13 protein-coding genes, 2 rRNA genes and 1 other RNA gene (1 of these 16 only partly in view) are annotated in these 19,738 nt (G+C 66.1%); 12 read left to right on the top strand and 4 right to left on the bottom strand.

All coding sequences use genetic code 11. The features are described 5' to 3' along the window. The first annotated feature begins 22 nt into the window (after nucleotides 1–22). From hemW to pepQ, 4 genes are all read left to right on the top strand, one after another. Nucleotides 23–1,231, top strand: a complete 1,209-nt coding sequence (gene hemW / locus FOF45_RS09675; RefSeq protein WP_158984312.1) for a radical SAM family heme chaperone HemW — start codon at nucleotides 23–25, stop codon at nucleotides 1,229–1,231. Continuing rightward, nucleotides 1,188–3,650: a DUF1631 domain-containing protein gene (locus FOF45_RS09670; protein ID WP_325063849.1), complete on the top strand. Its 2,463-nt coding sequence runs from the start codon at nucleotides 1,188–1,190 to the stop codon at nucleotides 3,648–3,650. The genes hemW and FOF45_RS09670 overlap by 44 nt, the downstream gene beginning before the upstream one ends. A 62-nt stretch (nucleotides 3,651–3,712) precedes the next feature. Continuing rightward, nucleotides 3,713–3,997, top strand: coding sequence for a PilZ domain-containing protein (locus FOF45_RS09665; protein WP_233264115.1), 285 nt, complete (start codon nucleotides 3,713–3,715; stop codon nucleotides 3,995–3,997). 88 nt (nucleotides 3,998–4,085) lie between these two features. Beyond that, on the top strand, nucleotides 4,086–5,402 hold the full coding sequence (gene pepQ, locus FOF45_RS09660) for a Xaa-Pro dipeptidase (RefSeq protein WP_158984306.1): 1,317 nt from the start codon (nucleotides 4,086–4,088) through the stop codon (nucleotides 5,400–5,402). Between the two features lie 68 nt (nucleotides 5,403–5,470). Here pepQ and FOF45_RS09655 read toward each other — a convergent pair whose 3' ends face one another. Together FOF45_RS09655 and FOF45_RS09650 are read right to left on the bottom strand one after the other, a co-directional pair. Further along, the gene (locus FOF45_RS09655) at nucleotides 5,471–6,796 is read right to left on the bottom strand and encodes an aminopeptidase P N-terminal domain-containing protein (protein WP_158984304.1); all 1,326 of its coding nucleotides are present in this window, start codon (nucleotides 6,794–6,796) and stop codon (nucleotides 5,471–5,473) included. A gap of 81 nt (nucleotides 6,797–6,877) precedes the next feature. Further along, complete coding sequence (locus FOF45_RS09650) at nucleotides 6,878–7,417, bottom strand: UPF0149 family protein (protein WP_158987407.1); 540 nt, start codon at nucleotides 7,415–7,417, stop codon at nucleotides 6,878–6,880. A gap of 116 nt (nucleotides 7,418–7,533) precedes the next feature. On the opposite strand from FOF45_RS09650, the gene FOF45_RS09645 reads away from it, so the two are divergent. The 8 genes from FOF45_RS09645 to FOF45_RS09610 all read left to right on the top strand — a co-directional run bounded on the left by FOF45_RS09645 (nucleotide 7,534) and on the right by FOF45_RS09610 (nucleotide 16,488). Continuing rightward, nucleotides 7,534–12,108, top strand: a complete 4,575-nt coding sequence (locus FOF45_RS09645) for an EAL domain-containing protein (RefSeq protein ID WP_158984302.1) — start codon at nucleotides 7,534–7,536, stop codon at nucleotides 12,106–12,108. 74 nt (nucleotides 12,109–12,182) lie between these two features. Further along, nucleotides 12,183–12,404 (top strand): TIGR02449 family protein, encoded by a 222-nt coding sequence (locus tag FOF45_RS09640; protein WP_158984300.1) that lies wholly within the window; start codon nucleotides 12,183–12,185, stop codon nucleotides 12,402–12,404. A 7-nt stretch (nucleotides 12,405–12,411) separates the two neighbouring features. Beyond that, complete coding sequence (locus tag FOF45_RS09635) at nucleotides 12,412–12,717, top strand: cell division protein ZapA (RefSeq protein ID WP_158984298.1); 306 nt, start codon at nucleotides 12,412–12,414, stop codon at nucleotides 12,715–12,717. A 95-nt stretch (nucleotides 12,718–12,812) separates the two neighbouring features. Continuing rightward, a non-coding RNA gene (ssrS, locus tag FOF45_RS09630) (6S RNA) lies at nucleotides 12,813–12,999 on the top strand. Between the two features lie 143 nt (nucleotides 13,000–13,142). Beyond that, the gene (locus FOF45_RS09625; protein WP_158984296.1) at nucleotides 13,143–13,733 is read left to right on the top strand and encodes a 5-formyltetrahydrofolate cyclo-ligase; all 591 of its coding nucleotides are present in this window, start codon (nucleotides 13,143–13,145) and stop codon (nucleotides 13,731–13,733) included. After that, nucleotides 13,730–14,200 (top strand): EVE domain-containing protein, encoded by a 471-nt coding sequence (locus tag FOF45_RS09620; protein WP_158984294.1) that lies wholly within the window; start codon nucleotides 13,730–13,732, stop codon nucleotides 14,198–14,200. Before FOF45_RS09625 ends, FOF45_RS09620 begins: the two co-directional genes overlap by 4 nt. Nucleotides 14,201–14,242: 42 nt before the next feature. After that, the gene (gene rpiA / locus FOF45_RS09615; RefSeq protein WP_158984292.1) at nucleotides 14,243–14,905 is read left to right on the top strand and encodes a ribose-5-phosphate isomerase RpiA; all 663 of its coding nucleotides are present in this window, start codon (nucleotides 14,243–14,245) and stop codon (nucleotides 14,903–14,905) included. A gap of 116 nt (nucleotides 14,906–15,021) precedes the next feature. Continuing rightward, the gene (locus FOF45_RS09610) at nucleotides 15,022–16,488 is read left to right on the top strand and encodes a Y-family DNA polymerase (RefSeq protein WP_158984291.1); all 1,467 of its coding nucleotides are present in this window, start codon (nucleotides 15,022–15,024) and stop codon (nucleotides 16,486–16,488) included. 187 nt (nucleotides 16,489–16,675) lie between these two features. Here the strand turns inward: FOF45_RS09610 and rrf are convergent. Then, a 5S ribosomal RNA gene (rrf, locus tag FOF45_RS09605) occupies nucleotides 16,676–16,790 on the bottom strand. 107 nt (nucleotides 16,791–16,897) lie between these two features. Beyond that, nucleotides 16,898–19,738, bottom strand: a 23S ribosomal RNA gene (locus FOF45_RS09600); it runs 23 nt beyond the window's last position.

Genomic DNA, 19,738 nt, shown 5'->3' with positions numbered 1-19,738 from the left:
CCACGCTCACCTGCCCACCCACGTGTCCCTCACCACGCCGCCCCTGTCGCTCTACGTCCACCTTCCCTGGTGCGTGCGCAAGTGTCCCTACTGCGACTTCAACTCGCACGAAGGCCGCGGCGCGCTGCCGTTCGATGCCTACGTGGATGCGCTGCTGGCCGATCTGGACTTCGACCTGCCGCTGGTGTGGGGACGCACGGTGCATTCGGTGTTCTTCGGCGGCGGCACGCCGAGCCTGTTCCCGCCGGAGTACATCGACCGCTTCCTGCAGGGCGCGAGCAGCCGCCTGCGTTTCGCGCCGGGATGCGAGATCACCCTTGAGACCAACCCCGGCACCGCCGAGCACGGCCGCTTCGAGCTCTACCGCGCAGCCGGTGTGAACCGCCTGAGTTTCGGCGTGCAGAGCTTCGACGACGGGAGCCTCAAGCGGCTGGGCCGCATCCACGACAGCGGCGAGGCCGAGGCCGCGGTGAAGCTGGCGCAGGACGCGGGCCTGGACAACCTCAACCTCGACCTGATGTACGCCCTGCCCGGCCAGTCCCTGGCGATGGCCGAACACGACCTCGCCCGCGCGTTCGCCCTGCAGCCCACGCACGTCAGCCATTACCAGCTGACCCTGGAACCCAACACGGTCTTCGCCGCGCGCCCACCGCAGGACATCCCCGACGACGACATCAGCTGGGACATGCAGGAGCACTGCCAGGCGCTGCTGGCCGACGCCGGTTATGCGCAGTACGAGGTCAGCGCCTACGCGCGACCCGGCCGGCAATGCCACCACAACCTCAACTACTGGCAGTTCGGCGACTACCTCGGCATCGGCGCCGGCGCGCACGGCAAGATCACCCTCGGCGCCGATCAGACCATCCTGCGTCGCTGGAAGGTCAAGCATCCGACCCAGTACCTCGCGCGCGCCGGCCATGTCGAAGCGATCGGCGGCGACGACCGTATCGAACCGGCGCGGCGTCCGTTCGAATACATGCTCAATGCCCTGCGCCTGGTCGACGGCTTCGCGCTGGATGCCTTCGAAGCACGCACCGGGCTCGCGCGCGCAGCCATCGCCCCGCAACTGGAAGCGGCCGTGGCCGAGGGATGGCTGACCATCGACGGCGACCGCGTGCGGCCGACCGAACTGGGCCGCCGCTTCACCAACGACGTGATCGAACTCTTCCTCGGCGACGACGCAGCCGATGCTGCGGGCGCGCACGAAGTCGCCGGCTACACCGTCGTCTAGGACCCGCGTCGCTTCTCGAATGTCCGCAGGACATCCGGCGTACTGGCCGCTGAGGAGGTGCCGCGCCGTTAGATGGAGTGGCCGCCCCCTGGGGACCGCTGGTGCAGGAATGACTGGCGGGCACGGATGGGTCGATGCAATGATCGTCCCGATCGAGACGGTGATCCCAGAAATGTCCGCAACCTTCGAACCCCTTGGCAGTTCGATCCCTCGTCCTACCCTGGCGTCGGCGGCCCTGCCCCGACGGGTGCGGCGCGTGCTGGAACACCTCTACGCCCTCGTCTCCGACGAGATGTCGCGGCAGCTGGAACACATGCTCGGCGAGTTCGAGCAGCAGTTGTTCAAGCATGCCGACCAGGCGCGCAGCTCGGCGCAGCAGGCCAGCCACCTGGAAACGCTGCGCACCACCCGGCTCAATCGTGCCGACCTGGTGCCGCGCTTCCTGGCTCTGATCGAGACCGAACTGACCACCGTCCGCGACCCGGCTTCGGCCGTCGAGGAAACCGGTATCGCCCCGACCTTCCGCGACATGCGCCTGGTCGAGCACGGCGAGGCCGATGAAGCCAACCTGCTGCACACCATCGCCGCGCGCCACGAATCGCGCGCGAGCCTGCCGCTGCTGCTGCTCGGCCAGCGCTTCGGCGTGCTCGCCGGCGCACCGGCCTTCGATGCCGAACGCCTGCCGGTCGGCCCGTACGCGTTCGGGCGGATCCTGTCCGAGGCCGCGCACGCGCTGCAGATCACTCCCGAAGCACGCATGCATCTGTATCGCGTGTACGACCAGCACGTCATGCAGGGCTATGCCCAGCTGGTCGAGACGATGAACGCCCTGCTCGCGCGCGAGAACGTGCTGCCGAGCCTGTCGTTCGTGCCGATCCGCAACCGTTCTTCCAGCCATCGCGACGAAGCGCCGCCGCGCCGCACGGAACCGGTCGATCCGGCCGCCGCGCGCGAACGGCCGACCACCGCCTGGCCCGGCCAGTCCGATGCAGGCGCGGCCAGCGGTGCGATCGACGAAGAAGCCTTCAGCATGCTGCAGGAGATGCTGGCGGCACGACGCGACCTGATGGGCAAGCTGCGCCCGGGCGGCGCGGATGCCGGCGGCCCACGCCCGACGATGTCGCGCGACGAGCTGCTCGGCGCACTGGCCTCGCTGCAATCGCTGCCGCTGCACCAGACGCCGCCGCGCAACCTCACCGACGTTCGCCAGACCCTGCTCGCGCAGGCGCGCCAGCAGCGTGGCGAGGCGACGTTCCTCTCGCGCGAGGACAGCGACGCGTTCGAACTGCTCGACCTGTTCTACACCGAGATCGGCCGCGAACTGCGTTCGGACGCGGCGATCGGCAACCTGCTGAACCGACTTCAGGTACCGCTGGTGCGACTGGCGCTGGAGGACCGTGGGTTCTTCGTGCGCAACGAACACCCGGCGCGGCAGCTGCTCAACGCGGTCGCCGAGGCCGGCGCGCACTGGCTGCCCAAGGAAGAAAACGATCCGCAGCTCAACGAGGAACTGCGCCGCGCGGTCGACCACGTCGTCGACAACTACGACGGCGATGCGGGCGTGTTCGAGTCCGCGAACGTGCAGTTGCAGGAACACCTGCGCACGATGGCGCGCAAGGCCGAAGTCGCCGAACGCCGCCACGTCGAAGCCGCGCGCGGCAAGGAAAAACTGGTCATGGCCAAGCGCCAGGCCGGCGAGGCGATCGAAAGCATCGTCCAGGAACAGAAGCTGCCGAAGTTCGTCCACACCCTGCTGACGCAGGCGTGGACCGACGTGCTCACCCTGACCCTGCTGCGCAACGGCGAGGATTCGGAAGAGTGGCAACGCCAGCTCGAGGCGACGCGCGCGATCGTCGACGCGAACGCCGCCGGCCAGCGCGGCCAGGTGTCCAACGCGATGGGCGAGGACATCGAGGCGGCGCTGACCCAGGTCGGCTATCACACCGAAGACGCCGGCGCGATCACCCGCCAGCTCGTCACCGGCACCGCCGCCAACGACGACGCCGCATCGCGTACGGAGCTGGCGCTCAAGCTCAAGTCGCGCACGCGCCTGGGCACCGAAGACGCGCCGCGCCCCGAGCTTCCGCAACGCACCCTGCAGGAACAGGACTGCTGGCGCCACCTGCGCACGCTGCCGTTCGGTACCTGGTTCGAGTTCGACCTCGGCGACACGGGCGAGATCGTCCGCCGCCGCCTGTCGTGGTTCAGCCCCGTCACCGACAACGCCTTGTTCGTGAACCAGCGCGGCCAGCGCGTGGCGGAGCAGTCGCTCGACAGCCTCGCCCGGCAGATGGCCGCCGGCCGCGTCCGCATCGTCACCGTCGAGAAGAGCCGCCTGGTCGATCGCGCGTGGAGCGCGGTGATGGGCGCGCTCGGCCATCTCGTCGGCAACTCCGCTCCTTCCGAGGCCCACGCATGATGGAAGAGTTCCGCCGCGCCCGCCGCCGCGCCGTCCAGGAACCGGTCCAGGTGGTCGATACCATGACCGACACCGTGATCGGCCAGCTCAGCAACCTGTCCGAGAGCGGCATGCTGCTGATCGCCACCGCACCGCTGGTGGAGGACGCGCTGTACCAGTTGCGCTTCAACCTGCGCGGCACGCCGCACCAGAGCTCGCCGATCGAAGTGGGCGCGCACCTGCTGTGGCAGGACAAGACGAGCACGCCGGGCCAGACCTGGACCGGCTTCCGCTTCATCAGCATGCTCGAGAGCGAACTGCAGCAGCTGCGCCACTGGCTGGACTCCAGCCACGGCCGGCCGGCCTGAGCGCCGACCGGTCGTGCACAGGACGCAGAGGGGCTTTACGGCAAAATAGGCGGCATTCCGCACTATCCGCCCCGAGATCGCCCCCCGCATGACCACTGCCGCAGCGCTCTACCCGCAACACCTCGCCGAACTGCAACGCCGCACCGAACTGGCCCTGGCCCGTGGCGGCTTCGACCATCTCGTCGTGCCCAGCGGCACCTCGCACTATCAGGTCTTCGACGACCGCGACTATCCGTATGCGGTGAACCCGCAGTTCAAGGCCTGGCTGCCACTCACGCGCGCGCCGGGCAGCTGGCTGGTGTTCACGCCGGGCAACAAGCCGACGCTGCTGTTCCTGCAGCCTTTCGACTACTGGCACGTGGTGCCGTCGGCGCCGAGCGGCCATTGGGTCGAGCATTTCGACATCGTGGTGATCCGCAAGCCCGAAGAAGCGTTGCAGCATCTGCCCGACGCGGCACGCAGCGCGATCCTCGGCGAGCCGCAGAGCGCGATCGGCGACTACGCGCCGAACAATCCCGCGCCGGTGGTGAACTACCTCGAGTACCACCGCGCGTTCAAGACGCCGTACGAGATCGAGATGATGCGCGAGGCCACGCGCCGTGGCGTGCGCGCGCACCGCGCCGCCGAGCGCGCGTTCCGTGCCGGCGCCAGCGAGTTCGGCATCCACCTGGTGTATTGCCAGGCGGCCGGACAGGACGCCAACGACCTGCCGTACAACAACATCATCGCCCTCAACGAACACAGCGCGGTGCTGCACTACACCGACCGCGACCTCGTCGCGCCGCAGCCTGCGCGCAGCTTCCTGATCGATGCCGGCGCCGCCCATCACGGCTACGCCTGCGACATCACCCGCACCTACGCGCACAACCTCGGCAGCGAGTTCCAGGCGATGATCGACGCGGTCGACGCCGCGCAGCTGAAGATGTGCGACCAGGTCCGCGCCGGGATCGACTACAAGCAGATCCACCTCGATGCGCACCTGTCGCTGGCCGGCATCCTCAAGGATTTCGGCGTCATCAACGTGTCGCCCGAAGCGGCGGTCGCGACCGGCGTGAGCAGCGCGTTCTTCCCGCACGGCATCGGCCACGGCATCGGCCTGCAGGTGCATGACGTCGCCGGTTTCGCCGCATCCGACGAAGGCGGCACCATCGCCAAGCCCGACGGCCACCCCTACCTGCGCCTGACCCGCGTGCTGGAGCCGGGCATGGTGGTGACCATCGAGCCGGGTCTGTACTTCATCGACATGCTGCTGGACGAAGTGAAGCGCAACGGCCACGGCGACAGCGTCGACTGGGCGCGCGTGGAGGCGTTCAAGCCGTTCGGCGGCATCCGGATCGAAGACGACGTGGCCTGCACGGACGGCGCGCCGGCCAATCTCACCCGCGAGGGCTTCGCCGAAGCCTGACGGCTCCGCAGCGCGATCGCGGACGCATCGCGATCGCGCCGCACCTGCGTTGAACGCAGCGCCGCGCGTCAGCGCGCGGCCATCCACGCCTCGATCTCGTCCGCGCTGCGCGCCAGCGCGTGCGTGAGCACCTGCGGCTCGTCGGACGTCACCAGCACGTCGTCTTCGGTGCGGATGCCGATGCCGCGCCATTTCGCATCGACCGACGTGTCGTCGGGCGAAACGTAGAGACCGGGTTCGATGGTGAACACCATGCCCGGTTCGAGCAGGCGCGAATCGCCGTCTAGGCGGTATTCGCCGACGTCGTGCACGTCCAGGCCGAGCCAGTGCCCGGTCTTGTGCCGATAGAAGCGCTTGTAGCTGCCGTCGGCGAGGTTCTTCTCCAGTCGTCCTTTCAGCAGCCCGAGGCGCAGCAGGCCTTCGGTCAACGTTTCGACCGCGGCGACGTGCCCGGCTTCGTAGGGAATGCCGGCGCGTGCCACCGCCAGCGCGGCGGCCTGTGCCTCGCCGACGAGGTCGTGCAGCGCACGTTGTTCACGACTGAAGCGTCCGTTGACCGGGAACGTGCGCGTGATGTCGGCGGCATACCCTCGGTATTCCGCGCCCGCGTCGATCAGCACCAGTTCGCCGTCGCGCGATTGCGCGGCATTGGCGCGGTAATGCAGCACGCATGCGTTCGTGCCAGCGCCGACGATGCTGCTGTAGGCGGGCTCGGCGTCGTTCGCGCGGAACACGCGTTCCACCTCGGCCTGCAGTTCGTACTCATGGATGCCGGCGCGCGCGGCGCGCATCGCGGCTTCATGCGCGAGCACGCTGATGTCGGCGGCACGCTGCATCAGGCGCAGTTCGTCGCGATCCTTGAACAGGCGCAGTTCGTCGAGCAGGTGGCCCAGCTCGAGGAATTCATGCGGCGACTGCGCACCCAGGCGCGCCATCGCGCGCACGCGATTGAGCCAACCGATCAGCTTGAGGTCGAATTCCTGGTCGCGACCGAAGTGGTAGTACACGCGCGAACGGCCTTCGAGCAGGCCCGGCAGGATGTCGTCGAGGTCGGTGATCGGATACGCGTCGTCGAGACCGAAGGCTTCCACCGCGCCTTCGGGACCGAAGCGCGGTCCGTCCCAGCCTTCGCGTTCGGGATCGCGTTCGCGGCAGAACAGGATCACTTCGCCATGCTTGCGCCCGGGCACCAGCACCAGCACCGCTTCGGGTTCCGGAAAGCCGGTGAGGTAGAGCAGGTCCGAATCCTGGCGATACGGATAGTGCGTGTCGCGGCTGCGGATGCGTTCGGGCGCTGACGGCAGGACCAGGATCGCGTCGTCGCCGGCCATGCGCATGAGCTGCTTGCGGCGGCGCGCATAGGCGCGGGCGGGAATGGTGATGGGTTTGCGCATGCGGACGTGATTGATGGTTCGGGCCCGGGATTCACGGGATGCCCCGGATCGAATCCGCCGACCCGGATCCCTTCCCGCTAATCAGTTCAACTTCTGTCGATGCTGCGCGGCGAGCACGCAGTCGCCGTGCAACAGCAGCACCGCGACGCGCACGAATTCCTCGATCTCCACCAGCGCTTCTTCGTCCTCTTCGTCGCCATCGGCCTGCGCCTGCGCGCCGGCGAGCTTGGCGAGGTCGCCCAGTGCCTCGGTGCCTTCCTCCGACAGGCGCGGGCGCGCGCCGGCGGCGAGGCCGAAACCGCCGAGGAATCCGCGGCACCACTCGAACAGCGCGCCGCTGCGTTCGGCCAGGCTGGCGTCGGATTCGGGCAGGAGCAGGGCGAAGTCGAAACTGCGATCGGCCAGTTGCGCGGCGCTGGCCTTGCGCAGTTCGTCCAGCGCACCGCCTTCGACGGGCGCCGGCAGCGCGTCGTCGGCCAGCACCTTGGCGGGCCACTCGCGGACGGAACCGCCGCCACCGGCGAGCCAGCCGCACAGGGCGCCATGCAGTTCGAAGGGCGAAGCGGCGAGCGCCAGTTGGCGGCTCTCGGCCTCGATCGCGGTCAGGTCGGGCAGTTCGATTTCGGACACGGTCGTCGGAACGGGGGATTGCGGGCAGTGTAACAACCGAAGGGTTGTTGCCGGCGCGAACGCCTGCCTACACACTGGTCACTGCCGCGCCCCAGCCATGGATGTCCGTGCGTCCGCATTCTTCTTCCGCACTCCGCATCGCCCGCTTCGCCGGCCCGGTCCTCGCCCTCATGGTGGCCCTGGCGCCCTCGGCCGTGGCGGCGACCCGCGATTTCTACTTTTCGCGTCTGGGCAGCGAACGCGGCCTGACCCAGAACACCGTCACCGCCCTGGCCCAGGACGGACAGGGCTATGTCTGGGTGGCCACGCAGGGCGGCCTGCACCGCTACGACGGCCAGCGCTACCTGCCCTACCGCCACAATCCCCGCGATCCGGCCAGCCTGCCCGACAGCAATGTCACCGCGCTCGCGCTGGACGGCGACCGCGCCCTGTGGGTGGGCACTTACTCCGAATACCTGAGCCGCCTCGATCTGGGCAACGGCCAGATCCGCCGCTACGCCGCATCCGCGCCCAGCCATCCGCACCGACAGGTGATGGCGGTCCTGCCGTACCGCGGCCAGATCTGGGTCGGCACGGTGGCGGGGCTGGAGCGACTCGATCCCGAAACCGGCAAGCGCGAGAAGGTCCTGCCGCTGGAAAGCCAGGTCCAGGGCGCGGCGAGCCGGCAGACCCTGCTCGCCACGCGCGACGGCGTGGGCTGGTACGCCGGCCCGCTCGGCCTGTACCGGCTCGACGGCGGTAGCGCACTGGAACGCGTCGGTCCCGACATCGCCGTGACCAGCCTGTTCCAGGATCACGGCGGCCAGCTGTGGCTGGGCCGGCGCGATGGTCTGTTCCGCCTGCACAGCAACGGCCGCGAGCTGGTGCGGATGTGGCCGCAGGATCCCGTCGACGCCGGATTCGTGCCGATGGTGCGCGCCATCGCGCAGGCGCCGGACCGCAAGCTGTGGTTCTCGGTGTATGGCTACGGACTGCGCCGCTTCGATCCCGTGACGGGCCAGGCGGAGGAGGTGCGCGAGGAACCGGGCATCGACGCCAGCCTGCCGGACGATTCGGTCAATGCGCTGATGGTCGACCGCGGCGGCATGCTCTGGGTCGGCGGGCAGTTCCGCGGCGTCGCGGTGGCCGATCCGCGCGGCACGCGCTTCCGCTACGTGTTCAACCTGGAACGCCCGCGCCGCTCCGACAGTCCGGCCTCGGCCGACAGCATCCGCGCGGTCGTACAGGCTCAGGACGGCGCGCTGTGGCTGGGCACCGACAACGCACGGCTGCTGCGTTACGACCAGAAGCAGGATCATTTCGACGACCTCAGCGGTCTGCTCAGCGAGGACGGCCGCGCACCGTACGTGACCGGCTTCGCGCCGGCCGACCCGGGCGATCTGTGGGTCGCGACCGACGCGGGCCTGTACCGGCTCGATCCGCAGCGCCGCACCGCGCGACACCAACCGGTGCCGGAACTCGGACGCACGCCGCTGCGCACACTCGCGGCCGGACGCGACGGCACGCTGTGGATCGGCAGCCACGGTTTCGGCGTGTACCGCTACCGTCCCGACACCGGCGAACTACAGCACTACCCGTATCGCGAGAACGACCCCAGCGGATTGAGCTATCCGGTCGTGCACGCCATCGCCGAGGATCGTCACGGCCATGTCTGGTTCGGCACCGGCGACGGCCTCGACATGCTCGATCCGAAGACGGGGCGGATCCGTCATTTCCGCCACGACAACAACGATCCGGAAAGCCTGTCCGGCAACCGCGTGCGCGCGCTGCACCTCGCGCACGATGGTTCGCTGTGGGTCGGCACGCATGCCGGCCTGAGCCGCGTCGTCGAAGGCGGCGACGATCGCATCCGTTTCACCCATCCGCTGACCGGCACGCTCAGCAGCACGCAGGTGCCGGTGGTGTTCTCCATCGCCGAAGGCCCGGCGGGTCGCCTGTGGCTGAGTACCGCGGCGGGCATCCTGCGCTACGACATGCGCAGCGAGCGCACGCGCAGCTACGGCCTCGCCGACGGCCTGCAGGACCTGGAATTCCACGGCGGCTCGGTCGCGCACCTCAGCGACGGACGCATCGTGTTCGGTGGCGTGCGCGGACTCAACCTGTTCGATCCGCGGCAGATGCGCGACTCGGGTTACACCGCGCCGCTGCGCTTGCTCGGTGCGTGGGTCGGCAACCAGGCCACCGCCGATCCGCGTGCGTTGTGGCAGCCGAAGGAACTCAACCTCGACGAAGGCGCGGGCCTGTTGCGCCTGCGCGTGGGCGCACTGGATTTCGCGCCGACCGCCGGACTGCGCTACCGCTACCGGATGGATGGCTTCGACAAGGACTGGATCGACAATGGTGCGCAGTCCGACATCACCTACACACGCCTGCCGTACGGCCATTACACCTTCCAGGCGCAGGTGACTGCCCGCGACGGTTCGTGGAATCCGCAGACGCTGGAGATCCCGATCACCGTGGCGCCGCCGCTGTGGCGGCATCCTCTGGTGATCGCGGCCGGCGTGGTCGTGCTGCTCGCGCTGATCGGCGCGCTGGCGTGGCGACGCCACCAGGATCGCCGACGCGAGCGCGGCTACTTCGCGCAGATCCGCGAACGCGACGAGCGCCTGAAGCTCGCGCTGTGGGCCTCGGGCGAACAGTTCTGGGACTACGATCTGGAGAACCGCGTGCTGCGCCGCACGCGCGCAGACGACCAGGCCGGCCTGACGCCGGACCTCGGCGTGCAGACGCTGGTCGATGCGAATCTGCAGATCCATCCCGACGACATGCCGCACGCGATCGCCAAGCTCAAGCGCCATCTGCGTGGTGAAGCGGCGCTGTACCTGTCCGAACATCGCGTGCGCGAGCCCGACGGCAAGTGGGTGTGGATGCGCGCACGCGGCCGTGTGGTCGAGCGCCACGCTGACGGTCGTGCGATGCGCGTGGCCGGCACCGCGCGCGACATCACCGCCAGCCGCAGCGCCGAGCGCGATCGCCGCATCGCCGGGCAGGTGCTCAACAGCATGATCGAAGCGGTGGCGGTGTTCGACCAGGAGTTCCGCTTCGTCTCGGTCAATCCTGCGTTCACCCGCATGACCGGTTACAGCGACGCGGAAGTGATCGGCCGTCCGACGCGCCTGCTCGACAGCGAACAGCACGATCCCGCGTTCTACCAGCACGTGCGCGGCGAACTGCGCCGCAACGGGCGCTGGTCGGGCGAGATCTGGCAGCAGCGCAAGAACGGCGACGAGTTCCTGTGCTGGTTCCAGGGCAGCGAAGTGCTCGATGCCGGCGGCCAGCACGGTCATTACGTCGCGGTGCTGGGCGACATCACCGACCAGAAGCGCGCCGAGCAGGAACTGCGCTACCTCGCCAACTACGACACGCTCACCAGCCTGCCCAACCGCGCGCTGCTGTCGGAACGGCTGTCGCGTGCGATCGTGCGCGCGCGCCGGCAGAACAGCCGCATCGCGATGCTGTTCCTCGACCTGGACCGCTTCAAGGACATCAACGATTCGCTCGGCCATGCCGCCGGCGACCGCATCCTGCGCGCGGCCGCGATCCGCCTGCAGCAGGCGGTCGGCGCGCAGCACACGGTCGCGCGCCTGGGTGGAGACGAGTTCACCGTTCTGCTGGAGAACCTCGAACAGGTCGAGCAGGCCGAACAGGTCGCGCGCGATGTGCTGCTCGCGTTCGAAACGCCGCTCGACATCGACCAGCGCCACGACGTGGTGATCTCACCGTCGATCGGCATCAGCCTGTATCCCGACCACGCGCTGGTGCCGACCGATCTGCTCAAGCACGCCGACACCGCGATGTACCAGGCCAAGGCCGCGGGACGTCGCACTTTCATGCGTTACACCGAGGCGATGGACGTGGAGATCCGCGGCCGCGCCACGATCTCCGCCGCATTGCGCGGCGTGCTCGATCGCAACGAACTGCGCCTGGTGTTCCAGCCCAAGCTGTCGCTGGACCAGTCGCGCATCACCGGCGTGGAAGCGCTGCTGCGCTGGACCAGCCCGGAGCTGGGCGATATCTCGCCGGCGCAGTTCATCCCGCTGGCGGAAGAGAGCGGCCTGATCCTCGACATCGGCGAATGGGCGCTGCGCGAAGCGTGCTCGGTGCTCAAGGGCTGGCGCATGAAGGGACTGGACCAGCTCACGATGGCGGTCAACGTCTCCTCGCTGCAGCTGCTGCGCGGCAACCTGCCCAAGCAGGTCGCGCGCGCACTGGTCGAAAGCGGCGTGCCGCCGGAGATGCTGCAGCTGGAACTCACCGAGAGCGTGATCATGGCCAACGCCGGGCAGACCTCGGCGACGCTCGATGCGCTGCGCGCGCTCGGCGTAGGCCTGGCGATCGACGACTTCGGCACCGGCTATTCCTCGCTGGCCTACCTCAAGCGCCTGCCGATCAACACGCTGAAGATCGACAAGGAATTCATCGGCGACCTCACCCGCGACGCCGACGATGAGGCGATCACCACGACGGTCATCGCGATGGCGCATTCGCTCGGCCTGACCGTGATCGCCGAAGGCGTGGAAACGGAAGCGCAGATGCAGTTCCTGCGCGGACGCGGCTGCGACGAGATCCAGGGCTACTGGCTCGCGCGTCCGCTGGAAGCGGCCAGCTGCCTGTCCTTCATCCGTGCGTGGACGCCCCATTCGGTGCCCACCAGCGGTGGGACCGTCGGCACGGTTTCCTGAACCGGTCCGGCCGCTGGCCGGACGCCCCGCGGCGTGGCCTTGACCCGGTCCCGGGCCCTGCTATCGTGCCCGGCATGGAACAGGCCCAACTCCTCGCCCAACTGCAGTCGCTGGTCGACCGTGTCGAGCAGTTGGCCGAGCGTTCGCGCCGGCTCAGCGAAGAGAACCGCAGCCTGCGCCAGCAGCAGGAACAGCTGATGGGCGAACGCTCCACGCTGCTGGCGAAGAACGAGCAGGCACGCACGCGGGTCGAGGCGATGATCGCGCGACTCAAATCGCTGGAACAGCACACGTGAGCATGCAATGAGCAGCACCAGCGAAGTGGTGAGCATCCGCCTGCTCGACCGCGAATACACAGTGGGTTGCGAACCGGGCGAACGCGACAGCCTGCTGTCCGCGGCGAAGCTGCTCGACAGCAAGATGCGCGAGGTGCGCGGCAACAACCGCATGGCCGCGCTCGATCGCGTCGCCGTGCTTGCTGCATTGAACCTCGCGCACGATCTGCAGCAGATCCGCGACGAGAACGCCACGCGCGATCGCGATCTCACGCGCACGCTGAGCGATCTGCACCGACGCCTCGACGACCTGTTCGACGCGCCCGCGCGCTGATGCATTCGACGTTGCGCATATCGCGCTGAATCGTTCCGCATACCGTGCCGACGAGCGGGCACACCCATTGGGGTCGTCGCGCTATACTTCGTCCACGTCCTCTGCTGTGCGCGACAGCGTGCGCAAACATTCGCCTTGTCCCTTATTGACGACCACGGGGGCGCGGCGGAGGCCCGGAGTGCAAGTCCGCCTCGTAGCGGGAAGCCCGACGGCATCCAAGCGTCCCCACTTGAACCCCGGGTTCAAGGTCGTTTCGCAAGCATCGCCATTGGCGGAGGACTTCCTTTCACGATCACGGCCCGCGGGCCGGGTCCCGGTTCGGGCGCGGAATCGCGCCCGCATCTTTTCCAGCGTCCGGTTCACTGCACGATGCCCCGTTCACCCGCCGGCGATCGCGCCGACCGCACCAGAGGATCCCGCGCCGCATGACGGCTGACCGCTCGGCGCTGCGCCGTGAACTCCGCGAACGCCGCCGCGCGCTGCCCGCTTCGCAGCGGATCGCCGCTGCCGAATCGCTGGCCTCGAAGCTGCTGACCCTGCCGTTCGCGCCGCAGTCGGGCTATGTCGCCGGCTACTGGGCCACGGACGGCGAGATCGCGCTGCATGTGTGGCAACTGCAGCTTCCCGCTGAATGCGTCTACTGCCTGCCCGTGCTGCACGAAGACGGTCGCCTGCGTTTCGCGCCCTGGCGTCCCGGCGATGCGCTGGTCAGCAACCAGCACGGCATTCCCGAGCCCGATATCGCGCCGACATCGCTGCTGGATGCAGAGCAGATATGCCTGGTCGTCGCGCCGCTCGTGGGTTTCGACGAGCGCGGCCACCGGCTCGGCATGGGCGGCGGCTGGTACGATCGCAGCTTCGCGACCCGGCACACGCGCCCTGCGCCGCCGTGGCTGGTCGGAGCGGCATTCGACGTCCAACGCGTCGACCGCCTCGACCGCGAGGACTGGGACGTCGCCCTCGACGCGGTGTGCACCGAATCGACCACGCTCGACTGCAGCAGGACACCCGCATGAGCGCCCGACGCCGCTACTGGCTGATGAAGAGCGAACCCGACACGTTCTCGATCGACGATCTGGAGCGCGTGCGGACCGAACCCTGGAACGGCGTGCGCAACTACCAGGCGCGCAACTTCATGCGCGACGGGATGCAGGTCGGCGACGGCGTGCTCTTCTACCACTCCAATACCGAAGTGCCCGGCATCGTCGGCACCGCGACCGTCGCCAGCAAGGCGTATCCGGACGAAACCCAGTTCGACTCGAAGTCGGTCTATTTCGATTCCAAGAGCACGCGCGAGGAGCCGCGCTGGTTCCTCGTCGACGTCGCGTTCGAGCGCAAGTTCTCGCGCACGATCACGCTGGACGAGATGAAGCAGCATGCCGCGCGACTGGGCGAGGACTTCGCACTGATCCGCCGCGGCAATCGCCTGTCGGTGCTGCCGGTCTCCGCGGCGCAGTGGAAGTACCTGCTGTCGCTGGAATGACGCGCGCCAGCTCCCCCGAATTCCCAAACACGGTTGCATGAAATGAGCGAAGCCAAGCGCCTGGCCGGCGAGAAAGCCATCGAGTACGTCGAGGACGGCATGATCGTCGGCGTCGGCACCGGCTCCACCGTCGCCTTCTTCATCGATGCGCTCGCGCGGATCAAGGATCGCATCAAGGGTGCGGTATCGAGTTCGGACCAGAGCACGCAGCGCCTGCGCGCGCACGGCATCGAGGTGCTCGATCTCAATTCCACCGGCACGCTGTCGCTGTACGTGGACGGCGCGGACGAATGCGATCCGCACAAGCGGCTGATCAAGGGCGGTGGCGCGGCGCTGACGCGCGAGAAGATCATCGCCGAGGCGAGCCAGACCTTCGTCTGCATCGTCGATCCGAGCAAGCGCGTCGATGTGCTGGGACGCTTTCCGTTGCCGGTGGAAGTCATTCCGATGGCACGCAGCCTGGTGGCGCGCGAGATCCAGGCGATGACGCGCGGCCAGCCGGTGTGGCGTCAATCCGCCGATGGTGCGGGCGTGGTCACCGACAACGGTAACGTGATCCTGGACATCCACGGCCTGTCCATCGTCGATCCCGTCGGCCTGGAGCAGGCGATCAACCAGATCCCGGGCGTGGTCAGCGTGGGCCTGTTCGCGCGTCGTCCGGCCGATGTGGTGATCGTCGGCGGCGAACCGCCGACCGTCCTCTGAGGGCTCGCCGCCGTCTCGCACGCTGAGACCCGGTCTCGCGACAATGGAATCGCGCGCGCGGCTGCGCCCGCGCGCTGCGAGACTGACTTCCCCGTCCGACCCGGCGGGTATTGCCGATGACCCTGCGCTGCCTTTTCGTCGACTTCAATTCGTACTTCGCGTCGGTCGAGCAGTACGACGATCCGTCCCTGCTCGGACGTCCCGTCGCGGTCGTACCCGTGATGTCGGCGACCACGTGCTGCATCGCCGCCAGCTACGAAGCGAAGGCGTTCGGCGTGAAAACCGGTACGCCGGTGTGGGAAGCGCTGGAGCTATGCCCCGACCTGACGCTGCGCGAAGCGCGCCCCGCGCGCTACGTGGCCATGCACCATCGGCTGATGGCGGCGATCGAGGACTGCATCCCGCACGGAAAGGCGGAGTCGATCGACGAAGTTCCATGCTGGCTGATCGGACGCGAGCGCCGGCGTGAGAACGCCGAGGCCATCGCGCGACGGATCAAGCAACGGTTCGTCGACGAGGGATTGAGCCCCGCCATCCGCTGCTCGATCGGCATCGCGCCCAATCGCTTCCTCGCCAAGACGGCGTCCGACATGCAGAAGCCGGACGGATTGACCGTACTCGAGGACGCCGATCTTCCGCATGCGCTGCATGGTCTTGCCCTGCGCGAGTTCTGTGGCATCGGGCCTTCGATGGAGCAACGCCTGCTTCGTGCCGGCATCCGCACCGTCGAGCAGCTGTGCGCGGCATCGCGACAACAGTTGCGTCTGGCCTGGGGCAGCGTGGAAGGCGAACGCTATTGGCTGCAGCTCCGTGGGCACGAACTGCCACGACCCGCCGAGCAGCGCAGTTCGCTCGGCCATTCGCATGTGCTCGGCCCGGAGTTGCGCAGCTTCGATGGTGCGCGAGCGGTGCTGTTCAAGCTGCTCGCCAAGGCCGCGATGCGCTTGCGGCACGAGGGATTCGTGGCCGGCGGCCTGTCGATCCGGATTCGCTTCGTCGGCGTGGAAGAACGCTTCGAACGCGATATGACTTTCGCGGCGCTGGACGATACGCCGACGCTGCTCGGGTTGCTGGGGGAACAACTCGAGGCGCTTCGCGGAACGGATCGATTAGGGCGTGTCCGGTCGCGTCGTCATCCGCCGCTGTCCGTGGCCGTGACCCTGACGCACCTTCAAGCTCGTGACGCCGTGACCCACGAACTCCTCCAGCCGCGTGGCCGCGCGAAAGCGCTGAGCGCGACGCTGGACTCCATCAACCGGCGCTACGGCAACAACACGCTGTACTTCGGTGCAATGCAGGATGCCGTCACGCAGGACGCCGCACCGATGCGCATTCCCTTCTCGAACATCCCGGAAGCGAGCCTGGAAGAGGATGCGGTGACCACGCGCAAGCAGGTACGGGATTCAGGAGAGGAGCTCTGGCTCCAGCGCGAACGGCAGTTCAAGGTCATGGCGGAACTGGCTCATCGCCAAGCGCGCACGCGGCCGATCAAACCGACCTTGCCCGCCGCGTATGGCGCGGGCGGATGGGTGCGCACGCAAACCGATTCGGACTCGGATGAAACAGCGCCGTCGTTGTTTTGATCGCAACCGGATGCACTCGGCGGCTGCCTTGATTCTCGGCTCATCTAACCGGCACTAGCGCACCGGGAACCCCCAACGCAAACCTCAGGTCCGCGGCCCGCAGGTCGCTGCGGCGATAATGTTTCGGATTATGTTTGGCGCAAAGAAGAACGCCCCGTCCTTTTGGGACGGGGCGTTCGGGATAAATGTCCAGCGATGACCTACTCTTGCATGGCTTAAGCCACACTACCATCGGCGCGGGTGCGTTTCACTTCCGAGTTCGGAAAGGGATCGGGTGGGACCACACCGCTATGGTCACTGGACAAGGGGGTGAAGCGGCGCATGAGCGCCAGCTTGCATGGGGTGGAAAAGTAGCGAGTCAGGCGAATGTCGTCGACGTATCGTCGAGTCCAAGGCCACTTGAGGTTATATGGTCAAGCCACACGGATCATTAGTACAGGTTAGCTCAATGCATTGCTGCACTTACACACCCTGCCTATCAACCACCTGGTCTTGATGGTTCCTTTAGGGGAGTCAAGCTCCCGGGAGATCTCATCTTGAGGCGCGCTTCCCGCTTAGATGCTTTCAGCGGTTATCGCTTCCGAACATAGCTACCCGGCAGTGCCACTGGCGTGACAACCGGAACACCAGAGGTTCGTCCACTCCGGTCCTCTCGTACTAGGAGCAGCCCCTCTCAAATCTCCAACGCCCACGACAGATAGGGACCGAACTGTCTCACGACGTTCTGAACCCAGCTCGCGTACCACTTTAAATGGCGAACAGCCATACCCTTGGGACCGACTACAGCCCCAGGATGTGATGAGCCGACATCGAGGTGCCAAACACCGCCGTCGATATGAACTCTTGGGCGGTATCAGCCTGTTATCCCCGGAGTACCTTTTATCCGTTGAGCGATGGCCCTTCCATACAGAACCACCGGATCACTAAGACCTACTTTCGTACCTGCTTGATCCGTCGATCTTGCAGTCAAGCACGCTTATGCCTTTGCACACAGTGCGCGATGTCCGACCGCGCTGAGCGTACCTTCGTGCTCCTCCGTTACACTTTGGGAGGAGACCGCCCCAGTCAAACTACCCACCATACACGGTCCCCGATCCGGATTACGGACCCAGGTTAGAACGTCAAGCACTTCAGGGTGGTATTTCAAGGATGGCTCCACGCAAGCTAGCGCCTGCGTTTCATAGCCTCCCACCTATCCTACACAGAAGAACTCAACGTTCAGTGTAAAGCTATAGTAAAGGTTCACGGGGTCTTTCCGTCTTGCCGCGGGAACGCTGCATCTTCACAGCGATTTCAATTTCACTGAGTCTCGGGTGGAGACAGCGCCGCTGTCGTTACGCCATTCGTGCAGGTCGGAACTTACCCGACAAGGAATTTCGCTACCTTAGGACCGTTATAGTTACGGCCGCCGTTTACCGGGGCTTCGATCAAGAGCTTCGCCTTGCGGCTGACCCCATCAATTAACCTTCCGGCACCGGGCAGGCGTCACACCCTATACGTCCACTTTCGTGTTTGCAGAGTGCTGTGTTTTTGATAAACAGTCGCAGCGGCCTGGTCACTGCGGCCCTTCTCAGCTATTAACCAAAAAGGGCGCACCTTCTCCCGAAGTTACGGTGCTATTTTGCCTAGTTCCTTCACCCGAGTTCTCTCAAGCGCCTGAGAATTCTCATCCTGCCCACCTGTGTCGGTTTACGGTACGGTCTGCGTAAGCTGAAGCTTAGGAGCTTTTCCTGGAAGCGTGATATCGGTTGCTTCGCCCTAATGGGCTGGTCCTTAGTCTCAACGTTGCCCCCCCGGATTTGCCTAAGGGGACCGCCTCAACTCTCTCACCGGGACAACCAACGCCCGGCCAACCTAACCTTCTCCGTCCCTCCATCGCACTTACGCGAGGTGCTGGAATATTAACCAGCTTCCCATCGACTACGCATTTCTGCCTCGCCTTAGGGGCCGACTCACCCTGCGTCGATTAACGTTGCGCAAGGAAACCTTGGGCTTTCGGCGTGCGGGCTTTTCACCCGCATTATCGTTACTCATGTCAGCATTCGCACTTCCGATACCTCCAGCGGACTTCTCAATCCACCTTCATCGGCTTACGGAACGCTCCTCTACCGCGCACACAAAGTGTGCACCCCAAGCTTCGGTTCCGTGCTTAGCCCCGTTAAATCTTCCGCGCAGACCGACTCGACCAGTGAGCTATTACGCTTTCTTTAAAGGGTGGCTGCTTCTAAGCCAACCTCCTGGCTGTCTGTGCCTTTCCACATCGTTTTCCACTTAGCACGAAATTTGGGACCTTAGCTGTGGGTCTGGGTTGTTTCCCTTTTCACGACGGACGTTAGCACCCGCCGTGTGTCTCCCATGCATTCTGTCCTGGTATTCGGAGTTTGCCATGGTTTGGTAAGTCGCAATGACCCCCTAGCCATAACAGTGCTCTACCCCCAGGAAGATTCACATGAGGCGCTACCTAAATAGCTTTCGAGGAGAACCAGCTATCTCCGGGTTCGATTAGCTTTTCACTCCTAATCACACCTCATCCCCTACCTTTGCAACGGGAGTGGGTTCGGGCCTCCAGTTGATGTTACTCAACCTTCACCCTGGGCATGACTAGATCACCCGGTTTCGGGTCTACTGCCCGCGACTATGCGCCCTTATCAGACTCGGTTTCCCTTCGCCTCCCCTATACGGTTAAGCTCGCCACGAACAGTAAGTCGCTGACCCATTATACAAAAGGTACGCCGTCACCCTTGCGGGCTCCGACTGCTTGTACGCACACGGTTTCAGGGTCTATTTCACTCCCTTCACCAGGGTTCTTTTCGCCTTTCCCTCACGGTACTGGTTCACTATCGGTCGGTCAGGAGTATTTAGCCTTGGAGGATGGTCCCCCCATGTTCAGACAGGGTTTCTCGTGCCCCGCCTTACTCGATTTCATCGAATGAGCCCCTTCGCATACTGGGCTGTCACCGTCTATGGCCGACCTTTCCAGGTCGTTTTGCTGAAACTCATTCGACTTAAGGGCTAGTCCCCGTTCGCTCGTCACTACTTAGGGAATCTCGGTTGATTTCTTTTCCTCCGGGTACTTAGATATTTCAGTTCTCCGGGTTTGCTTCCAGCAGCTATGTATTCACTGCAGGATACTGCTTGCGCAGTGGGTTTCCCCATTCGGACATCGCGGGATCAATGCTTGTTGCCAGCTCCCCCGCGCTTTTCGCAGGCTGCCACGTCCTTCATCGCCTCTGACCGCCAAGGCATCCAC

It is taken from the genome of Lysobacter panacisoli (genome assembly GCF_009765165.1).
GTDB classification, from domain to species: domain Bacteria; phylum Pseudomonadota; class Gammaproteobacteria; order Xanthomonadales; family Xanthomonadaceae; genus Lysobacter_J; species Lysobacter_J panacisoli.
The sequence above is the reverse complement of the archived record's forward strand: the minus strand, read 5'-3'. Positions and strand labels throughout refer to the sequence as shown.